We start from the raw sequence: 16,202 nt of genomic DNA, 5'->3' as shown, positions 1-16,202 counted from the left end.
TCAGGACTGGGCGTGCGCGCGGAGGGCGGCCAGAGCGTCGTCCGCGTGCACGCTCATCCGCAGCTCGCTCTTGATCACGGCGATGATCCGGCGGTCCTGGCCGATCACGAAGGTGTGCCGCTTGACCGCGAGCGGGCCGAATCGCCTGGCCACGTCGAACTTTTTGGCCACCGTCCGGTCCACATCGGACAGCAGCGGGTAGTCGAAGGAGTTGGTCTCGGCGAATTGGCGCTGCTTGTCCACCGGGTCCGCGCTGATGCCCACCCGCTGCGCGCCGACCGCGGCGAACTCCGCGGCCAGGTCCCGGAAGTGGCAGCTCTCCGCGGTGCAGCCGGAGGTCATCGCGGCCGGGTAGAAGAACAGCACCACCGGACCGTCGGCGAGCAGTCCGCTCAGTGTGCGGGGCTTGCCGTCCTGGTCGGGCAGCTCGAACTCATCGACGAGGTCTCCGACGCGCATGACGTTCCTTCCTCAGTGCTTCTTGGGCGGCAACGGGAAGAACCCGCTGGTCCGCCGGAGGTAATCGCGGTATCCCGGCCGGGAGACCAGCAGGTGGCGCTCCAGCAGCGCCTTGCCCGTGCGCCTGGTGAGAACGTAGGTCATCAGCACCGGGGACAGCACGGTGGCTGCCCCTGGCCAGCTCTGGCAGGCCAGCAGGTACAGGCCCCACCAGAGCGCGGCGTCACCGAAGTAGTTGGGGTGCCTGGTGTAGCGCCACAGCCCCGAGTCCATGACCCGGCCCTGGTTGGCCGGATCGGCCTTGAACCGCTTGAGCTGGGCGTCCCCGACCGCCTCGAAGGCGAACCCGATCGCCCACAGCACAACGCCGAGCACGGTCAGCGGGATGAGGACGGGCTCGGCGTACTGTCCGATCTGGACCGGCAGCGAGACGAACCACAGCACCGCGCCCTGCGGCAGGTAGACCCGCTTCACCAGGTGCGCCAACGGGTTTCCCTTGGCCGCCGCCATCAGTTCGACGTAGCGCTTGTCCTCGGGCTGACCGTGGTTGCGGCGCAGGATGTGCCAGGCCAGCCGCAACCCCCACAGCACGGTCAGCGCGGTGATCAGCGCCCGTTGCCACAGCACCCCGTGCCCGGCGGAGAGTCCGAAGCTGACCAGCGCGACCGCGGCGAACCCGGCGCCCCAGAAGACGTCGATGATGTCGTAACGCCGCCGGGTCACCGAGATCAGGAAGGTCACGGCCAGCAGCACGAGCAGGGTGCCCAGGGAAACCAAGAGGTTGAGCGGCACCGGGTTCATCCGGGCATCCTCGCGCCCAGCAGGTGCTCCCGGGTATCCGGCATTCCGCTGACCCCCGAGGCGGTGGGCCGCACCGCGAGGATCTGGTCCACGCCCATCCGGTTCTCCGCGAAGGCCAGCGCCCCGCCTGCCAGGTAGAGCCGCCACACCCGCGCCTGCCCGACGCCGGCCAGTCGCGTGAACTCGTCCCAGTGTTGTGCCAGGGTGCCGGCCCAGGCGAGCACCGATCGGACGTAGTGCTCGCGCAACGCGTGCACGTCCCGCACCTCGAACCCGGCCTGCTCCAGCGCGTCCACGGTCTGCCCGACCGGCCGCATGGTCATGTCCGGCGCCACGTAGCCCTCGATGAACGCGCCACCGCCCGGCGCCACCGCGCCGCGGGACATCTGCTGCAACAGCAGCCGTCCCTCGGCCTTGACCATCCGGAACAGGGTGGCGGTGTAGGCCGGGTAGTTCACCGCGCCCACGTGCTCACCCATCTCGATCGAGGCCACCGCGTCGAACGGCTCCCCGGCCAGCTCCCGGTAGTCCTGCACCCGCACCTCGACGAGGTCGCCCAGCCCGCGCTCGGCGATCCGCCGCCGCACGAACTCACCCTGCCGCGCCGACAGCGTGATCCCGGTGGCCCGCACCCCGTAGTGCTCGGCCGCGAACAGGATCAGCGACCCCCACCCGCACCCCACGTCCAGGAACCGCATTCCCTGCCGCAGCCCCAGTTTCCGGCAGACCAGGTCGAGCTTGTCCCGCTGCGCGTCGGTGTGCGTGTAGTCCGCCTCGCCCGAGGTCCAGTACCCGCAGGAGTAGGCCATGTGCGGTTCCAGCAACGCCTCGTAGAACTCGTTCCCCAGGTCGTAGTGATGCGCGATCGCCGCCCGATCCCGCCCCCGCGTGTGCACCCGCCCCCGCAACCGCGCCTCCTCCGCGGGCGCCGCAGGCCGCCACCCCAGCACTCCCAGCCGAGCCGCCACCCGCACCGCCCGCCCCCGCTGCCGCCACCCCACCCGAGGCCGCCCCCGCTCCCGCGCGAACGCCCATACCCGCCGCAACGCCTCGTAGAGATCGCCCTCCACCTCGATCTCCCCGGCCACAAAAGCCCGCGCGAACCCCAGCTCGCTCGGATCCCACACCAACCGCCGCACCCCGACCGGCGACCGCAACACCACCACCGGCCCCTCGGACGGCCCCACCTCACTCCCGTCCCACCCCCGAACCCGCACCGGCAACCCCGCTCCCAGCATGTCCTCCACCAGCCTGCCCAGCGTTGCGGCCACCTCCGGCATGCCGTTGCACCTCCACTCAGGACCCCGCGGCGGGACCGGGGGGACTGCAGGGGGTTCGTGCGTGGCGGGGGTTCGGATCGGGGTGCGCGGTGTGGCGTGGGTCACTTGCCAGGGGTGGGCGGAGTGTGCCGGGTTCGCGACGGGGGGCGGGGGCGGCGTTGGTAGGGTGATCCGCATCCCATCCCGGGTGCGGCGGACGTCGCTGGGGGCAGTAGCTCAGCTGGTCAGAGCAGCAGACTCATAATCTGTCAGGTCGTGGGTTCGAGCCCCACCTGCCCCACCGCTCTTACCAGATAAAACAACCAAAACAAGATCATTAAAAATGATCTCTGGGTGCGGCTTTGGGTGCGAGTATCCTGGGGGTATGGCTGCTGCACGCTCTGAAGGTCGTCAGCGAGGCACGATCGAGACCCGGGGTGACAACCTCCGCGTGTCGGTCTACGCCGGGCTGGACCCCGTCACCGGCAAGCGCGTCTACCTCCGCGACACCATCAGGGGCAGCGACAGCGCGGCCATGAAGCGTGCCAAGAGCAAGCTCAACGAGTTCCTCGTGAAGGTCGACAAGCAGCGCAACGCGCCGTCCAACGTGAAGCTCGGCCCCACCATCGACAAGTGGCTGAAAATGGCCGAATTGGATGACGGAACCCGCGAGATGTACCGGGGCTACGTCGAGCGCAACATCAGGCCGGTGTTGGGGGACACCCCGATTGCCAAGGTGTCCACGTTGAGCCTGGAGTCCCTGTACACGGAGCTTCGCCGCTGCCGGGGGCAGTGTGACGGCAAGCCGTTCGTCGAGCACCGGACCGAAGAAGAGCACGACTGCGCCGAGGTGCCGAAGAAGACGAAGAAGCGCTGCCGCCCACACCAATGCCGACCGCTCGCCGAATCCAGCGTGCGGCAGGTCCACTCGATTATCAGCGGCGCGCTCACCGCCGCAGTCCGCTGGGACTGGATCGACTCGAATCCCGCCCGCCTTGCCCAGCGCCCCAAACAGAAGGCTCCCGAGCCTGATCCGCCGTCACCGGCCGAGGCCGCCCGGCTCGTCGATGCCGCGTTCGAGCTTGACGAGGACTGGGGAATCCTGGTGTGGCTCGTCATGACGACCGGAATTCGCCGGGGCGAAGTCTGCGCGCTGAAGTGGTCCCGCGTCGATCTGGATGAGGGAACCGTGGACATCCGCCGGAGCTACACACTTCGCGCCGGTGTCGGCAGGGAGAAGGACACCAAGACCCACCAGATGCGGCGGATCGCGCTCGACACCGAGACGACCGTGTTGCTCACCGAGTACAAGGAACGGTGCCGTCAGCGGTTCGCCGGTATGGGCGGTGAACTGAGCAAGGACATGTACGTGTTCACCGGCCTGCGTGACCCCGATCCGACCAAACCGTACTCGCCGCACGCGCTGTCCAGCCGCTACAAGGAAATGGCTGACAGGCTCGGGATCGACACCCACATACACGCCTTGCGCCACTATTCGGCGACTGAGCTGCTGACTGCTGGCGTCGACCTGCGAACCGTCGCCGGGCGGCTCGGCCACGGTGGGGGAGGGGCGACCACCCTCCGGGTTTACGCGGCGTGGGTCGCCGGAGCCGACCGCAAGGCCGCCGAGATCCTCGGGGCCCGCTTGCCGAAACGTGCGCCGAAGCCCGACAAGTCCATGTGATCCTCCGCGCCACCTCCGTAGGCTGCTCCCGTGACTGAGGAGCGCGGCGCGTGGAAGACCTTCGGTGAGCGGATCATCTATGACAACCGGTGGGTGAAGCTCGGCCTTGTCGACGTCGAGGCACCCAACGGTGAGCGGTGGGACTACCACGTCGTTCACCTAGGCCGGATCGCGATTGCCTTGATCGTCGACGACCAGGACCGGGCATTGATGTTGTGGCGCTACCGGTTCGCCACCGACCAGTGGGGCTACGAACTGCTCGGCGGGCTCGTCGACGACGGCGAGGAAGCCGCCGCTACGGCAGCCAGGGAGGCTGCCGAAGAGAGCGGCTGGCAGCCCATCGGCGAGCCCGAGCACCTGATCAGCTTCGAGCCGCTGCCGGGGCAGACCACGGCACCCATGGACGTGTACCTGTGGCGCAACGCCGAGTGCGTCGGTGAGCCGACCGACACCGAAGAGGCCGGGCGTGTGGAGTGGGTGCCGCTGAGTCGAGTGCGGGAATTGGCTCAGCGTAAGGAACTTCTCGGCTCTGGAACCCTCGTCGCGTTGCTGTACTACCTGACCTCATACGACCCCTCGGAAGCCGCCCGGGAGGACGAGGCGACCGAGTCGCCGTAGCTGCCGGTCGGACTTGATCTGTGAGCCGAGGCGTCGCGCCTGCCGGGAGTGGTCGAGCGCGGCGTCACGGTCGCCTACCGCCGCGTAGGCGAACGCGAGATCGACCAGCATCCCGGTGCGGGCGCGGATGAACTCGACGGGCAGCCGAGGCAGAGCCTCATGCAGGTGCGTGATGGCGTCCGGCTCGCCGAGACGGGCAAGGGCATGGCCACGCCACCGGTCCAGGTGTGCTCCAGCGAGGAACAGGAACGGCAACGCAGGGTCGACCGGATCGGATGGCAAGAGGGCGCGGGCGGCATCGAACGCGCGGAGCGCCTCGGCTCGACGACCGGCGGCCGCGAGTCCTTCCCCGTGTGCGGCGGCGAGCCATGCGTTCAGCAGTGGCGGTACCGCGCGACCGGCGAGCGTGCGCGCCTCGGTCAACTGCTCAACGGCGCGCCCCGTCTCGCCGAGATCGATCAGAACGAACGCCTGTTCGGCCGTGGCGTGCGCCAACAGTGCGGGGGAGTCGGCTTCCCGCGCGGCGGCTCTCGCACGCTCGTAGTGGTTCCATGCCTGCCCGACCGCGTTGCGGTCGAGCGACTCCCAACCGGCCAATGTGGACGCTTCGGTCAGCACACCGGCCAGAGCCTCGCGGAGTCCCTGAGCAGCCCCGTGCCGGAGTGTGGTCTCAACCTCCCGGATGCTGCTTCGGAGCTGATCAAGCAGCGTGACCCCGCCGAACCGACGATCGCGGTGACGAACGTCATTGACCTGCCGCCGGAACACCTCGACAGTCTCAGCGTCGACCCTCCGAGCCACGATCAGCCGGTTCCGCAACTCCTCGGCCTCGTCGTCGATCAGCTCCGGCGGGAACCCGAGTTCCTCGTTCGTCCGGCCGTAGACGTCGCGGAACAGGCGTTGATACGGCTCGCTCACCGCCTCGTGGCCGTTCTCCCAACGGGACAGCTTCGTTTTCAAGCTGGTCGCCGTCATGACGGCCAATCCGAGCGCTGACGCGCGGGAGAGAACCAACTTGATGACCGCATCGGCCGAGTAGCCAAGTTGGTGCCGAACTGCGCGAAGCCTGGTTGTCGCCATCATTCGCCCCGGGTGGGATAACCGCGCTGACCTGGGAAGTTAATCGAGGTTAACGGGCTCCGGGTTAACCGGTGCCAACTGTGGAAACGTGCCGAACTGCCGTTCTCTGTTGGCATGGAAGCAAACAGCGAAGTCCGGATGACCGGCGCGGAATGCCGGACACCACGGTTCGCCCCGCGACTAACCGGGGCGGTCGTCGGCCTCACCTCGGGCGGTCAGGTTCGCGTTGATCTCGTCGAGTCGGTCGACGATCTCGCTGAGCCGGTCCTCGATCGCCGCCAGGCGGTCCGAGACCTGCTGCTCAGCCGTGGGCGGCAGCTTCCCGCCGCGCAGGACCCGGCCGAGGTGCTGCGGGTCCCACTCCAGGGCCACGGAGAGCGCTTCGAGCGTTCGGGCGCTCCGCCGGCGTTGGACGGTGTTGTACTGCAACTCGCGGATGATCGCCTGCGAAACGTGCGCCCGCTCCGCCACCGCGCGCTGAAGTACCCCGAGCTGCTCAATGCGCTCGTCGATCGCCTTCGCGACCGCCGCCCAGTCCTCCGACACCTATTCCTCCGGGGTCCGCCTCAGCGTCGAGATTAGCCGGACCGCGGTTTCGGCGGGCGCAGTCGAGTGCGCGTGCCCGCGAATGGGTCACCCCATGCCTAATGCAGAGCTGAAAGCGGCTCTGTAGAGCTGAAATAGTCTTTCATGTTGAATTTAAGGAATTCCGCAATGAGTACCGCTATGCCTGCTGCCGGGAAACCGGCCTTCTACACGGTGCGGGAGACCGCGCGAATCCTGCGCGTCGACCCCGCCACGCTTTACCGGGCGATCCGGGAAGACGCCTTCCCAGCCGTCCGCGTCCGAACCCGCTACATCGTGCCCGCCGTCGCGCTGGACAAGCTGGTCGACGAGGCCACCGAGTCCGGCGGCTGTGTCGACGTCGCCGGGATGACCGCCGAACGACGCACCGCCCGTGAGATGGCCCGGCTGACCGGGGGTGCGTCGTGGTGAATCCGGATGACCACTTCGAGGAGATGGCGGCCGGGCTGGACCGGTACGCCACCGTGCCCGAGGACGTGTTGTTGGACGTCGTGACCCGTGACGGGGCCTGTATGTGGCTCTACACCAACGAAAACGAGCCTTCCTGGACCGGGGACGAGGTGTCCGACCGGGAGTTGGCCGCGCGGATCTGCGCGGGCTGCCCGGTCCGGCGGGAGTGCCTGGAACTGGAGTTGCGGACCGCCGGTCCGGCCACGGTCGGGGTGTGGGGTGCGCTCTCGGATGAGGACCGGCGCGCGCTGTACCCGGTGTGGGTGGCACGCCGGTCGCGCGCTGAGTCCGATGTGGACGGAGGGCCGTCGGCATGACGATCGAACTGACTCCGCCACAGATCCTGATCGGGTTGGGCGTGCTGCTGGTGCTGTTCCTGGTGTGGCGGGCCAGTTCCCGCCGGGCGAAGGCCGCCGCCGACGCTGCTCGGGCGAGCGCCCGGCTGCTCTCGCTGACCGGCCGCGTGCTGGTGCAGGCCGGGTTCATCGTCGGGGTGCAGTGGGTGGTGATCACTCAGCAGGCCGGTACGACGGTGCTGTTGGTGGTGCTGAGCGTGCCCGCGTTGTTTGCCGCCTACACGCTGACCAAGGCGTTGACGGTGACCACTGTGGACAGTCCGCGGAACAAGGGTGAGCGGCGATGACCAGCGCCGATGCCCCGGTGTGGGGAAGGGTGGCCGCCTCCGGGCGGTCACCCGCCACCCCTGCGGATCAGCTGTCCCGCGCGGAGTCGCTCGCGCGGGAGGCGGCCGAGGCCGCGCAAGTGCGGGCCTACCAGACCCACCCGGACATGGTGGCCCTGCGGGTGGAACGGGCCCGGGCCGAGGTCGACCGGCTGTGCTGGGCCGGGATCGTGCTCGGGCTGGCCTTCACCATGACCAACGTGCAGCACTTCGCCGCCGGTGGCGCGGCGGCGTGGTCGCTGCCCTGGCTGGCGGCGTGGCTGCTGGACCCCACGGTGTCGCTGGTGTTGCTGGCGATCCTGCGCGCGGAGCAGGTGACCGCGCGGTACCGGGTGCCCACTGGGCCGTGGACGCGGCGGGCGAAGTGGTTCACCTTGGCGGCCACCTACGTGATGAACACCTGGGCCTCCTACGCGGCCGGGTCGCTGTCGGGGGTCGTGCTGCACTCGGTGCCGCCGCTGGTGGTGTTCGTGGCGGCGGAAGCGGTCACCGACCTGCGGGACAAGCTGACCGAGGCGGTCACGGCCGCGTTCACCGAGGCTCGCCGCCGGGGCGCTCCGCCGGAACCGGTGAACGCCGAACCCGGCGTTCATGAACCCGTGCGCACGGCCCGCCGGGGCACGCCCGGCAACGGCCGGAAGTCCTTCGCCGAGTACCTCACCGAGGCGCGCGCGGCCTGGACTCCGGCGGCGGTGGTGACTCCGGCGTGGGTCAGGGAAGTCACCAGTTGCTCACGTGGCCTGTCCTCCCGGCTGGCCGCCGCACTCGTCGCCGAAGTCGGCGAGCGGAACACCCCGGTGGCTGGGGGAGGTGAGCGGCTGTGAACGGTCACGACGAAGTGCCCGTGAACGGGAACGCGCAGCAAGCCGTGAACGCCTCTGTGGCGGTGCGCACGGCCGGTCAAGATGTGGCGACGGTGCCGCCGGTGCTTGATGGTGAGTTGGTCGATGAGGCGTCGGCACCCCGGCGGGTGCCGTGGCGGCGCCGGGGTGCCGAGTGGTGGCGGCACTCGCCCCGCGTGCCGATGGCGTTCAAGAGCCGTGCGCATGCCAAGCAGGCGGGGAAGGATCTCGCCGTGGCGTTGCTGCGCTCGCCGTTCCGTTACGTGCGGGCCGTGGCCCGGGGGCTTGTGGTGGCGGTGCGGTGGTGGCGGTCTTGGGTGAAGGTCGCGGACTACCGGGAGGCGGCCGAGCAGTCGGAGAAGCTTGCCGACAAGTTCGCCGACATACGGGCGCTGACGCTGTTCCGGTGGAAGGTCACCGGGGTCCTGGCCGGTGTCGTCGCGGCCGTGGTCGTGGTGGTCCACCTGCTCTACGGCAACAACCCGCTGTGGCTCGCCGCCGGGGCGGTCTCGGTGGCTGCCGCGATCCTGGGCCGCCGCAAGGATGGCAGCCCCGGGCGCAAGCCGGTGCTGGCCGGTCCGCGCACGCTGACGTGGACGATGGACCCGCAGGTACTCGTCGACGCCTTCCGGGACGCCAAGCTGATCGGCAAGGACGAGACACTGCGGCTGGTCGAACGGGCCCGCCGGATCGGAGAGGGCTGGGCCGTCACGGTCGACCTGCCCGCCACGCGCAAGGCCGCCGATGTGGTCAAGAACCGGGAAGCCCTGGCCTCCGCGCTCGCCGTTGATGAGGTGCAGCTCAGCGTGGAGCGGGTGCGCGGCAACGGAGGCCACGCCGGACGGGTGGCCCTGTGGGTCGCCGACACCGACCCCTACGCCACGCCCCCGGTCCGGACGCCGCTGCTGGCGGTGCAGCGCTGGGACGCGTGGCGTCCGGTGCCCTTCGGCCGGGACGCACGCGGGCGGCGGATCGACCTGCCGTTGGTGTGGACCTCGCTGCTCATCGGTGCGATTCCCAGACAGGGCAAGACGATGGCCGCCCGGCTGGCCGCCGCCGGCCTGATCCTGGACCCGCACTGCCGCCTGTACCTGGCCGACTTCAAGGGAGGCAAGGACTGGGAAGCCGCAGGGCAGGTAGCCCACCGGTTCCTGGCTGGCGACGAGAGCGCGCACGTCCTGGTCCTCGTGGACTGGCTCGTTGAGCTGGTCGCCGAAGTCCAGGGCCGCTATGCGCGGATGCGGGACCTGGATGACCTGACGTGTCCGGAGTCCAAGGTCACCCCGGAGATGTCCCGCGACCCCGGGTTGGACATGCCGGTGACCGCGATCGTCGTCGACGAGGTTCAGGTCCCGCTGGAGGACCGCACACCTGTTGTGGTGCAAGGGAAACGGCTTACCGCGGGCGAGTACATCGGCGAGTTGCTGACCTGGTTGGCGAGGAAGGGACCGGCCGCCGGGATCGTGCTCGTGCTGGCGACTCAGCGGCCGGACAGCAAGACCATCCCGTCCGGCCTGCGCGCGGTGCTCGGCTCCCGCTTCGCCCTGCGGGTGATGGATTGGCGGGACAGCAACATCGTGTTGGGGGAGCAGATGAACACCCGGGGCTATGACAGCAGTCGCCTGCTGCCCTCCCACAAGGGTGTGGGCATCCTGCGGCCGGACGGCGAGACCCACGCCGGGGCCGATGTGCTCGCGCTGACGGTGCGCACGTTCTACATGCCGAATGAGGATTGGAAGGAGATCAACCAGCGCGGCCGTGCCCTACGGGAGGCCGAGGGAACACTGTCCGGTCACGCGGCCGGACGGGACACCGCCCCGGTGCTCGACCACGCGGCCGTGGCCAAGGCGATCGGGTCGGGGACGCGGCACCCGGTCGAGGCCGCGCCCGCCGTCGACCTGCCGGAGCCACTCGCCTCCGTTGTGGACTATCTCGGGGACGATCTCGACGAGGGCGGCCGGGAGTTCGTGCCGACGGCCGAACTGGTCGAGGCGCTCGACGTCGACCCGACGATGTTCGGGCGGCAGATGGGAGAGCTGGGCTGCCGTCCGGACCGCAAGCGGGTGCCAGCCGAGGACGGCACCGTGCGGCAGGTGCGCGGCTACCTCACCGCCGATCTCCGGGCCGCCGTCGACGCCTGCCGGGCGGCCGAGGGTGATGGGGAGATCGTGGAGGCGGACGTGATCGAGGATGAGGACTGACCCGTCACAACCCGCTCTGTGCGCCCGTCACGCCGTCACAACCGGTGTGACGGGCGCACAGGGCCACTACCTGGCGATACGGCCCCTGTGACGGCTGTGACGGGTACGTTCAAGCCCGTCTCGGTGGCACGGACACCCGCAGTTCCGCCGCGTTGAGCGTGGCGGGCCGACCCGGCTCACTCGACGGCGAGGGCGTCAGCGCGGTGAGCGCGCTACGCACAGCTCGCAGGGCATCCCGGCAAGGCGGGTCAGCATCTCAGCCTGCCCGCGCTCGATCCTGGTGCCGCAGTAGGCGGTCAGCACGTCCGGCAGGTCGCCGCCCCGCGGCAGCGGGACCAGATGGCACGAGCGCAGCGACTCACCGACCACGCCCCGCCGGAACCGCACGATCAGCGACACCCGGCTGTCAGCCACGAAGCCACTCCACCAGTCGGGCCAGCATGCCGGGCTGGCGGTGACGGGGTGGGCGCTTGTCCAACTCCGCGTCGCGCAGGGTTGCCCGTGCCCACACGTAGGACTGGCAGCGCAGACACCGGGGGCGGGGCGGCTCCTCCAACAAGGCGGCCACCACTCGGCCGCCACAGACTGCCTGGTAGGTCCCCGTGCCGCTGGCTATGCCTGCGGTCATGTCCTCATCGGTCACGGCGTGGTCGACGGCTTCGACGCGGCTGGTCACCCAGCTCGTGAACAGTCGGTTCTCGGCCGTGTGCGGCTCCACAGTCACGGTCTGCCTCCGCTCGTGGGGCCACGGCCGGAGTCCTGGCGGTAACTGAGGGTGGGAGGACTCCGGCCGTGGCAGCGCCCGGCGGCGGAAAAGGAAGAAAACACCACCGGGAGTCTCTGACCAGGGGCGATCGGTCGTGAGAGACTGAGATCAGCTTTGCGTCAGCTCTCGTCGAAGTACACGACCTGCACACGACGCGAGCACGACATGTCAGGTCCGGGAGGGACGGGCGAGATGCCTCGGTGGCGCGGAGTGGGACAGCCGCGAACGGTTCTGGAACAGCTGATCAGGGATCGACGCCAGACGTTCGAGGAGTTCGTTGAGTTCGCTGAGGAGTTCGCCCGCGACCAGAAAGAGCAAGGCACGCTGAGCGTTCGCCACCTGCAACGGCTTGTGGCTGGGCGTCGGTCAGATGGTGGTCCCCTGGGGTCTGTTCGTCCGGCGACCGCTCGTCTGTTGGAACGCATCTTCGGGGTTTCGATCGACGAGCTTCTCTCCGAACCAAGCGATATCCCGGACAATAAAGACTCGGCCAGCGATCTTAGGCAGATGCTTAACGCTTCGCGCCGAGTGGACCTGGCTGCGATCGAGCTTTTCGAGGAACAGCTCAATGCGGTTCGCCGACTCGATCGGCAGTTGGGTGCGATTGTCGCTCACGACGAAGTGAGGGTGAAAGCGCGGCAGGTTGGCTGGCTTCGGTCGTACAGCACGTCGCCAGGTGTGCGAGCCAAGCTTGCTGGTCTGCTCTCTGAACTGCACACCCTAGCGGGCTGGCAGGCTCTGGACATCGGCAATATTTCGGATTCGTGGCGGCACTACGAGGATGCCAAGGCGGCGGCTGCGGAGTCAGAAAAAGCGCCATTCGTGGTGCATGCAATGGCTGAACAATCATTCGTACTCTTGGACATCGATAGACCAGGGGAAGCCGTCGACTTGCTTGTGAATGCGCGCTCTCGGGCTAGGCGAACTTCCTCATCCCTGCTCCGCGCTTGGCTTGCTGCCGCGCACGGTGAGGCACTCGCGGCAGATGGTCGGCGTAGCGAAAGTCTGCGCGCATTTGATGAATCTGCGGAGCTTCTATCGGAAAGCTCGGAACATTCTGGGGGTCCATACGTGGTACTGGACACGGTTCACCTTGCCCGCTGGCGTGGGCATGCGCTCGCGCGGTTTGGCGACACGGAAGCGGTGAATGTTCTATCAGACGCGCTCGACCGGCTCGACCCCACATTCACGCGCGCCGAGACGGCACTTCGCGTCGACCTGGCAACCGCGTTCGTGAGCCAGGGGGAGCCGGAAGCCGCGCGGCAGCACGCGGCCGTGGCGCGGCGACTGGCGGCGGAGATCGGCTCCGCCCGGCAGGATCGCCGGTTGCGTCTACTCGCCGGACAGCTTCGGTAGGCTGGGCCAGATCAATCTGTCCACAATGGACTAGCTGGGTGCGAGTTTGGGTGCGAACAAGAGACGTCAGCGCCTTATATGCCTCAGTTCCGCCCTGCGTCGCTCGGCATTTCCACTGGTGAGCGCCCTAGCTTCGCGACCTCGCGGCCTCATAATCTGTCAGGTCGTGGGTTCGAGCCCCACCTGCCCCACAGGTTTGAGCAGGTTAAATCCCGTTCACAAGATCGCGTGGGGCGATCTTTGTCCATGTTGCTGTCCACGAACACGCTCGTACGCTGGGCTTATGCCGACTTCGGAACCCGCCAGCGAGCTACGGCCACGGGGGCAGCATCCGGGCACGTGGCACCTCCCTTCAGGTCCGCGTGTATGTGGGCGTCGATCCCGTGACGGGCAAGCCCGTGTACCTAACGGAGACGGTTCGCGGCACGGACAAGGCGGCGCACAAGAAGGCCAACTCCGTCCTCAACCGGCTCCTCACCCAGGTGGAGTCCCAGTGTGCGCCGAGTTCCACGGTGACGTTTGGCTACACGCTTGACGAGTGGCTGCCGAAGGCGGACATCGAGGACGACACCAGGGAGATGTACCGGGGCTACATCGAACGCTCGATGTAGCCCCGTGCTGGGCGACATCCCAGTCAGCAAGCTGACTGCCTGGACGCTCGAAACCCTGTACACGGAGCTTCTCCACTGCCGCATTCGCTACGACCGGCGGCCATACATCGAGAAGCATGCCAAGGACGAGTCACACGACTGCAAGATCGAAGGATGCAAGCCCCACGTGTGCCGCCCGTTGGCGCGGTCGAGCGTCCGGCAGGTCGCCGCGATCATCAGCGGCGCACTGGATGCGGCGATCCGGTGGGAATGGATCTCAACCAATCCCGCGAAGGTGGCACAGAAGCCGAAGGCTCAACCCCCTCAGCCCTCACCGCCGTCCGCCGCAGAGGCCGCTTGTTTGGTCGACGAGGCGTTTCGCATGGACGGGAAGGACAATGACGACTGGGGAACGCTCGTCTGGCTGGTGATGACGACTGGCATCCGACGCGGCGAGGTGTGTGCACTCCGCTGGTCGCGGATCGACTTGGACGAAGGAATCATCGAGATCCGAAAGAGTTACTCCCGGCGAGGCGGGATCGGCAGAGAGAAAGACACCAAGACACACCAGATGCGCCGGATCGCGCTCGACACCGAGACTACGGTGCTGCTGCGGGAACATAAATCGAGAGCTGCCGCCAGGCTCGCCGGACTTGGTGTTGAACTGAAGGACGACATGTATGTGTTCACCGGAACTCGGAACTTCACCTATACCAGCCGTACTCGCCTCACGCCCTGTCAAGTCGGTATAAGGAGATGGCCGTCGGTGTTCATATCGACACGCACTTACATGCTCTCCGGCATTACTCGGCCACCGAGTTGCTGACAGCTGGGGTGGATCTTCGCACAGTCGCCGGACGGCTTGGCCATGGTGGAGGTGGCGCAACGACTCTAAAGGTATATGCGGCTTGGGTTGCAGCCTCTGATCGTAAGGCGGCAGAGGTCTTGGGGGCGCGTATGCCGAAGAGGAATCGGAGGGGGATGGAGAAGGGTTAAGGGTCACGACCGCGGTTCTACTGAACTTCCTCTGGTGTGATCGAATGCCCGTTTGCTGCCCGCACAAACTTGCTAAGCCCAGCTAGTTGCGCTCGCAGATCGAGAATATTCAGGTGGTTTCGTTTCAACATTGAAGCCACCGTGTTCGCGATCCCTACCTTGTCGAACTTTCGCCCCTCTTTTGTGCTAGGAAGCGGATTCTCCCACTGTCCTGCAATCTGATAGCTTACTGACGGATGAGTTGCCTCGACTGCGGACTTTAGTATTTCGCCAGGGATGTAGTTCTCAACTGTGTAGCACTTTGTGACCCACGCGAATCCTGGCGCTGGGTGGTCTTTGTCAAATTCGTCTCGAATTCTCTTCTTTGTTGCGTTGATCCGCTGTTTTGGTCCGGTCTTGTCTGAATCTATTAGGACCATGCTTGCTCGATTGAGTTGTCGAAGGCTGATGAAATCCTCGAGTGCCTCCTCGCTTGCGGTGAGGTGAGCCAGCAGCTTTCCTCCGTAGAACATAATCGAGTAGTCGATTCCTTCAGAAAGCTTGGCATCGTATAGTTCGAGCCAGCGGCGGATGTAAGTTCGGTCCGAGGGGCCTTCTGCCCAAATTATGCAGTTCGCTTGAAGTAGATCTGACGGCCGGTAACCCAAGTCTTGGCAGATCTCGATGAGTTCGTGTTTTTGCCTTGCGAGTCGACTCACGCTGCCCTCGGTTGTCAGCCTTATGTGATAGGCGGTTGCGCGGGCGTCATCAAGGAGATGAGAAGAATGTGTTGCGATCACATATTGGTTGTCTGTCTCATCGGTAAGGTAGCGAACAAGCTTTTTCTGAAGCAGGGGATGGAGGTTTGTTTCGGGCTCTTCAATGCAAACTAGTGAATTGGTGGCAACTGTGGCTGCCGCTGCAAGGACTATTACCTGCTCAACGCCGCTGCCGAGGCTGGAAAGAGGTAGGACGCGTTGAGGAGTCTCGATCTGAATCGTTGAGAAGTCATGTGGAATGCTGAGAGATGTGCCAGAATCGCCGAGTACAATCCGGATGAATCGGTTTATTGCCGCCCAGCGCAGCTTCGAGTCTTCCCATTTTCCATGTGTGGGGCTCTGCAATTCTGCCAGTGCTCGGATTACCCCTCTTCCGGAACTCCAATCCGGAATCTCCTCGTTGGTGGCCTCTATTTGGCGCGCGTTCTTGATTGTAACCACGTTCGGGATAGAAGAGAAGTCTCCAATAGGGGCAAGTAGGCGGCTCATCACATCTGTCGGATTTGTGTCTCCACCACCGATTGTGGTGAGTATGCTTCGATAACTGTTCTCCCAGCTCGGCCAGGACGATATGGCCTTGTCGACATTGCTTCTATTTGGCGAGAACCTGTTATCGGCTAGAGTGTAGCGGGCCCAGAATATCTCGTCGTCATTGCAAAGCAAAGACATTACGGCTTCTTGGAGTTCATCGCGCGACTTCGAATTTGCAACGCCTTGAAGTCGAGTGGGATCTTTGGGTTCGCCAAATGTTCCGATCCTTACGGGAAGGCCAACCTCTAGCGGTGGAACTCCAGCAAAGCCGCGTGGTCGATCGAGTTCCCCTAGTTGCAGCGGGTTCGGGTTGGCTATGCCGGGATTGACGCGCAATTTCGGGAGAACATCTTCAAGAAATCGCAGAACATTGGATTTTCCGCAGTTGTTAATTCCGGCCAGCACTGTTACTTTGGTTGCAAGAGTGAAAGTTTGCCAAGTGGCGAAGGATCGATATCCACAGAAGCCGATTCCTGGCAGAAGCGGCTTGTATTCGGATTCTATCAACTGCTCTCCAGGGTTGAGGATTTTCAAATTTTGGTTT

19 protein-coding genes and 1 tRNA gene are annotated in these 16,202 nt (G+C 66.2%); 12 read left to right on the top strand and 8 right to left on the bottom strand.

The window, feature by feature from the left end; all coding sequences use genetic code 11:
* From ACTOWY_RS03380 to ACTOWY_RS03370, 3 genes are read right to left on the bottom strand one after another with little or no spacing between them, the layout of a single operon-like run.
* A complete protein-coding gene (locus ACTOWY_RS03380; protein WP_185002279.1) occupies positions 1-459 on the bottom strand; it encodes a peroxiredoxin in 459 nt (152 codons plus the stop codon).
* 12 nt (positions 460-471) lie between these two features.
* On the bottom strand, positions 472-1,260 hold the full coding sequence (locus ACTOWY_RS03375; RefSeq protein ID WP_441308125.1) for a DUF1295 domain-containing protein: 789 nt from the start codon (positions 1,258-1,260) through the stop codon (positions 472-474).
* On the bottom strand, positions 1,257-2,540 hold the full coding sequence (locus tag ACTOWY_RS03370) for a class I SAM-dependent methyltransferase (protein WP_441308124.1): 1,284 nt from the start codon (positions 2,538-2,540) through the stop codon (positions 1,257-1,259). The genes ACTOWY_RS03375 and ACTOWY_RS03370 overlap by 4 nt, the downstream gene beginning before the upstream one ends.
* A 205-nt stretch (positions 2,541-2,745) precedes the next feature.
* On the opposite strand from ACTOWY_RS03370, the gene ACTOWY_RS03365 reads away from it, so the two are divergent.
* The 3 genes from ACTOWY_RS03365 to ACTOWY_RS03355 all read left to right on the top strand — a co-directional run bounded on the left by ACTOWY_RS03365 (position 2,746) and on the right by ACTOWY_RS03355 (position 4,821).
* Positions 2,746-2,820, top strand: a tRNA-Ile gene (locus ACTOWY_RS03365).
* Positions 2,821-2,904: 84 nt separating this feature from the next.
* Positions 2,905-4,203: a tyrosine-type recombinase/integrase gene (locus ACTOWY_RS03360; RefSeq protein WP_441308123.1), complete on the top strand. Its 1,299-nt coding sequence runs from the start codon at positions 2,905-2,907 to the stop codon at positions 4,201-4,203.
* A gap of 30 nt (positions 4,204-4,233) precedes the next feature.
* Positions 4,234-4,821 (top strand): NUDIX domain-containing protein, encoded by a 588-nt coding sequence (locus ACTOWY_RS03355; RefSeq protein ID WP_441308122.1) that lies wholly within the window; start codon positions 4,234-4,236, stop codon positions 4,819-4,821.
* Here the strand turns inward: ACTOWY_RS03355 and ACTOWY_RS03350 are convergent.
* A complete protein-coding gene (locus ACTOWY_RS03350) occupies positions 4,768-5,901 on the bottom strand; it encodes a tetratricopeptide repeat protein (protein ID WP_441308389.1) in 1,134 nt (377 codons plus the stop codon). The two genes, ACTOWY_RS03355 and ACTOWY_RS03350, sit on opposite strands and share 54 nt — an antisense overlap.
* 180 nt (positions 5,902-6,081) lie before the next feature.
* Positions 6,082-6,447 (bottom strand): XRE family transcriptional regulator, encoded by a 366-nt coding sequence (locus tag ACTOWY_RS03345; RefSeq protein WP_441308121.1) that lies wholly within the window; start codon positions 6,445-6,447, stop codon positions 6,082-6,084.
* A gap of 168 nt (positions 6,448-6,615) precedes the next feature.
* Here ACTOWY_RS03345 and ACTOWY_RS03340 point away from each other — a divergent pair, with 168 nt between their 5' ends.
* Genes ACTOWY_RS03340 through ACTOWY_RS03320 form a run of 5 tightly spaced genes read left to right on the top strand, consistent with a single transcriptional unit; the run spans position 6,616 to position 10,661 of the window.
* Positions 6,616-6,897: a helix-turn-helix domain-containing protein gene (locus ACTOWY_RS03340; protein WP_441308120.1), complete on the top strand. Its 282-nt coding sequence runs from the start codon at positions 6,616-6,618 to the stop codon at positions 6,895-6,897.
* Positions 6,894-7,253 (top strand): WhiB family transcriptional regulator, encoded by a 360-nt coding sequence (locus tag ACTOWY_RS03335; protein WP_441308119.1) that lies wholly within the window; start codon positions 6,894-6,896, stop codon positions 7,251-7,253. Before ACTOWY_RS03340 ends, ACTOWY_RS03335 begins: the two co-directional genes overlap by 4 nt.
* On the top strand, positions 7,250-7,579 hold the full coding sequence (locus ACTOWY_RS03330) for a hypothetical protein (protein WP_441308118.1): 330 nt from the start codon (positions 7,250-7,252) through the stop codon (positions 7,577-7,579). The genes ACTOWY_RS03335 and ACTOWY_RS03330 overlap by 4 nt, the downstream gene beginning before the upstream one ends.
* Positions 7,576-8,442, top strand: coding sequence for a hypothetical protein (locus ACTOWY_RS03325; RefSeq protein ID WP_441308117.1), 867 nt, complete (start codon positions 7,576-7,578; stop codon positions 8,440-8,442). The genes ACTOWY_RS03330 and ACTOWY_RS03325 overlap by 4 nt, the downstream gene beginning before the upstream one ends.
* 20 nt (positions 8,443-8,462) lie before the next feature.
* On the top strand, positions 8,463-10,661 hold the full coding sequence (locus ACTOWY_RS03320; protein ID WP_441308116.1) for a cell division protein FtsK: 2,199 nt from the start codon (positions 8,463-8,465) through the stop codon (positions 10,659-10,661).
* A gap of 195 nt (positions 10,662-10,856) precedes the next feature.
* On the opposite strand, the gene ACTOWY_RS03315 is transcribed toward ACTOWY_RS03320, so the two are convergent.
* Together ACTOWY_RS03315 and ACTOWY_RS03310 are read right to left on the bottom strand one after the other, a co-directional pair.
* On the bottom strand, positions 10,857-11,075 hold the full coding sequence (locus ACTOWY_RS03315) for a hypothetical protein (RefSeq protein WP_441308115.1): 219 nt from the start codon (positions 11,073-11,075) through the stop codon (positions 10,857-10,859).
* The gene (locus ACTOWY_RS03310) at positions 11,068-11,385 is read right to left on the bottom strand and encodes a hypothetical protein (protein WP_441308114.1); all 318 of its coding nucleotides are present in this window, start codon (positions 11,383-11,385) and stop codon (positions 11,068-11,070) included. Before ACTOWY_RS03310 ends, ACTOWY_RS03315 begins: the two co-directional genes overlap by 8 nt.
* A gap of 252 nt (positions 11,386-11,637) precedes the next feature.
* On the opposite strand from ACTOWY_RS03310, the gene ACTOWY_RS03305 reads away from it, so the two are divergent.
* The 4 genes from ACTOWY_RS03305 to ACTOWY_RS03290 all read left to right on the top strand — a co-directional run bounded on the left by ACTOWY_RS03305 (position 11,638) and on the right by ACTOWY_RS03290 (position 14,369).
* Positions 11,638-12,783: a hypothetical protein gene (locus tag ACTOWY_RS03305; protein ID WP_441308113.1), complete on the top strand. Its 1,146-nt coding sequence runs from the start codon at positions 11,638-11,640 to the stop codon at positions 12,781-12,783.
* Positions 12,784-13,151: 368 nt separating this feature from the next.
* Positions 13,152-13,394: a hypothetical protein gene (locus ACTOWY_RS03300; RefSeq protein WP_441308112.1), complete on the top strand. Its 243-nt coding sequence runs from the start codon at positions 13,152-13,154 to the stop codon at positions 13,392-13,394.
* A 4-nt stretch (positions 13,395-13,398) separates the two neighbouring features.
* Positions 13,399-14,199 carry a tyrosine-type recombinase/integrase gene (locus ACTOWY_RS03295; protein WP_441308111.1) on the top strand — a complete coding sequence of 267 codons (801 nt, stop codon included), beginning with the start codon at positions 13,399-13,401 and terminating at the stop codon, positions 14,197-14,199.
* Positions 14,130-14,369, top strand: coding sequence for a tyrosine-type recombinase/integrase (locus ACTOWY_RS03290; protein ID WP_441308110.1), 240 nt, complete (start codon positions 14,130-14,132; stop codon positions 14,367-14,369). Before ACTOWY_RS03295 ends, ACTOWY_RS03290 begins: the two co-directional genes overlap by 70 nt.
* A gap of 17 nt (positions 14,370-14,386) precedes the next feature.
* On the opposite strand, the gene ACTOWY_RS03285 is transcribed toward ACTOWY_RS03290, so the two are convergent.
* Positions 14,387-16,192 carry an AAA family ATPase gene (locus tag ACTOWY_RS03285; protein ID WP_441308109.1) on the bottom strand — a complete coding sequence of 602 codons (1,806 nt, stop codon included), beginning with the start codon at positions 16,190-16,192 and terminating at the stop codon, positions 14,387-14,389.
* Positions 16,193-16,202: the final 10 nt, after the last annotated feature.

This window comes from Crossiella sp. CA198 (assembly GCF_052078295.1).
Lineage (GTDB): Bacteria > Actinomycetota > Actinomycetes > Mycobacteriales > Pseudonocardiaceae > Crossiella.
This window is presented reverse-complemented; position numbering and strand designations above follow the sequence as displayed.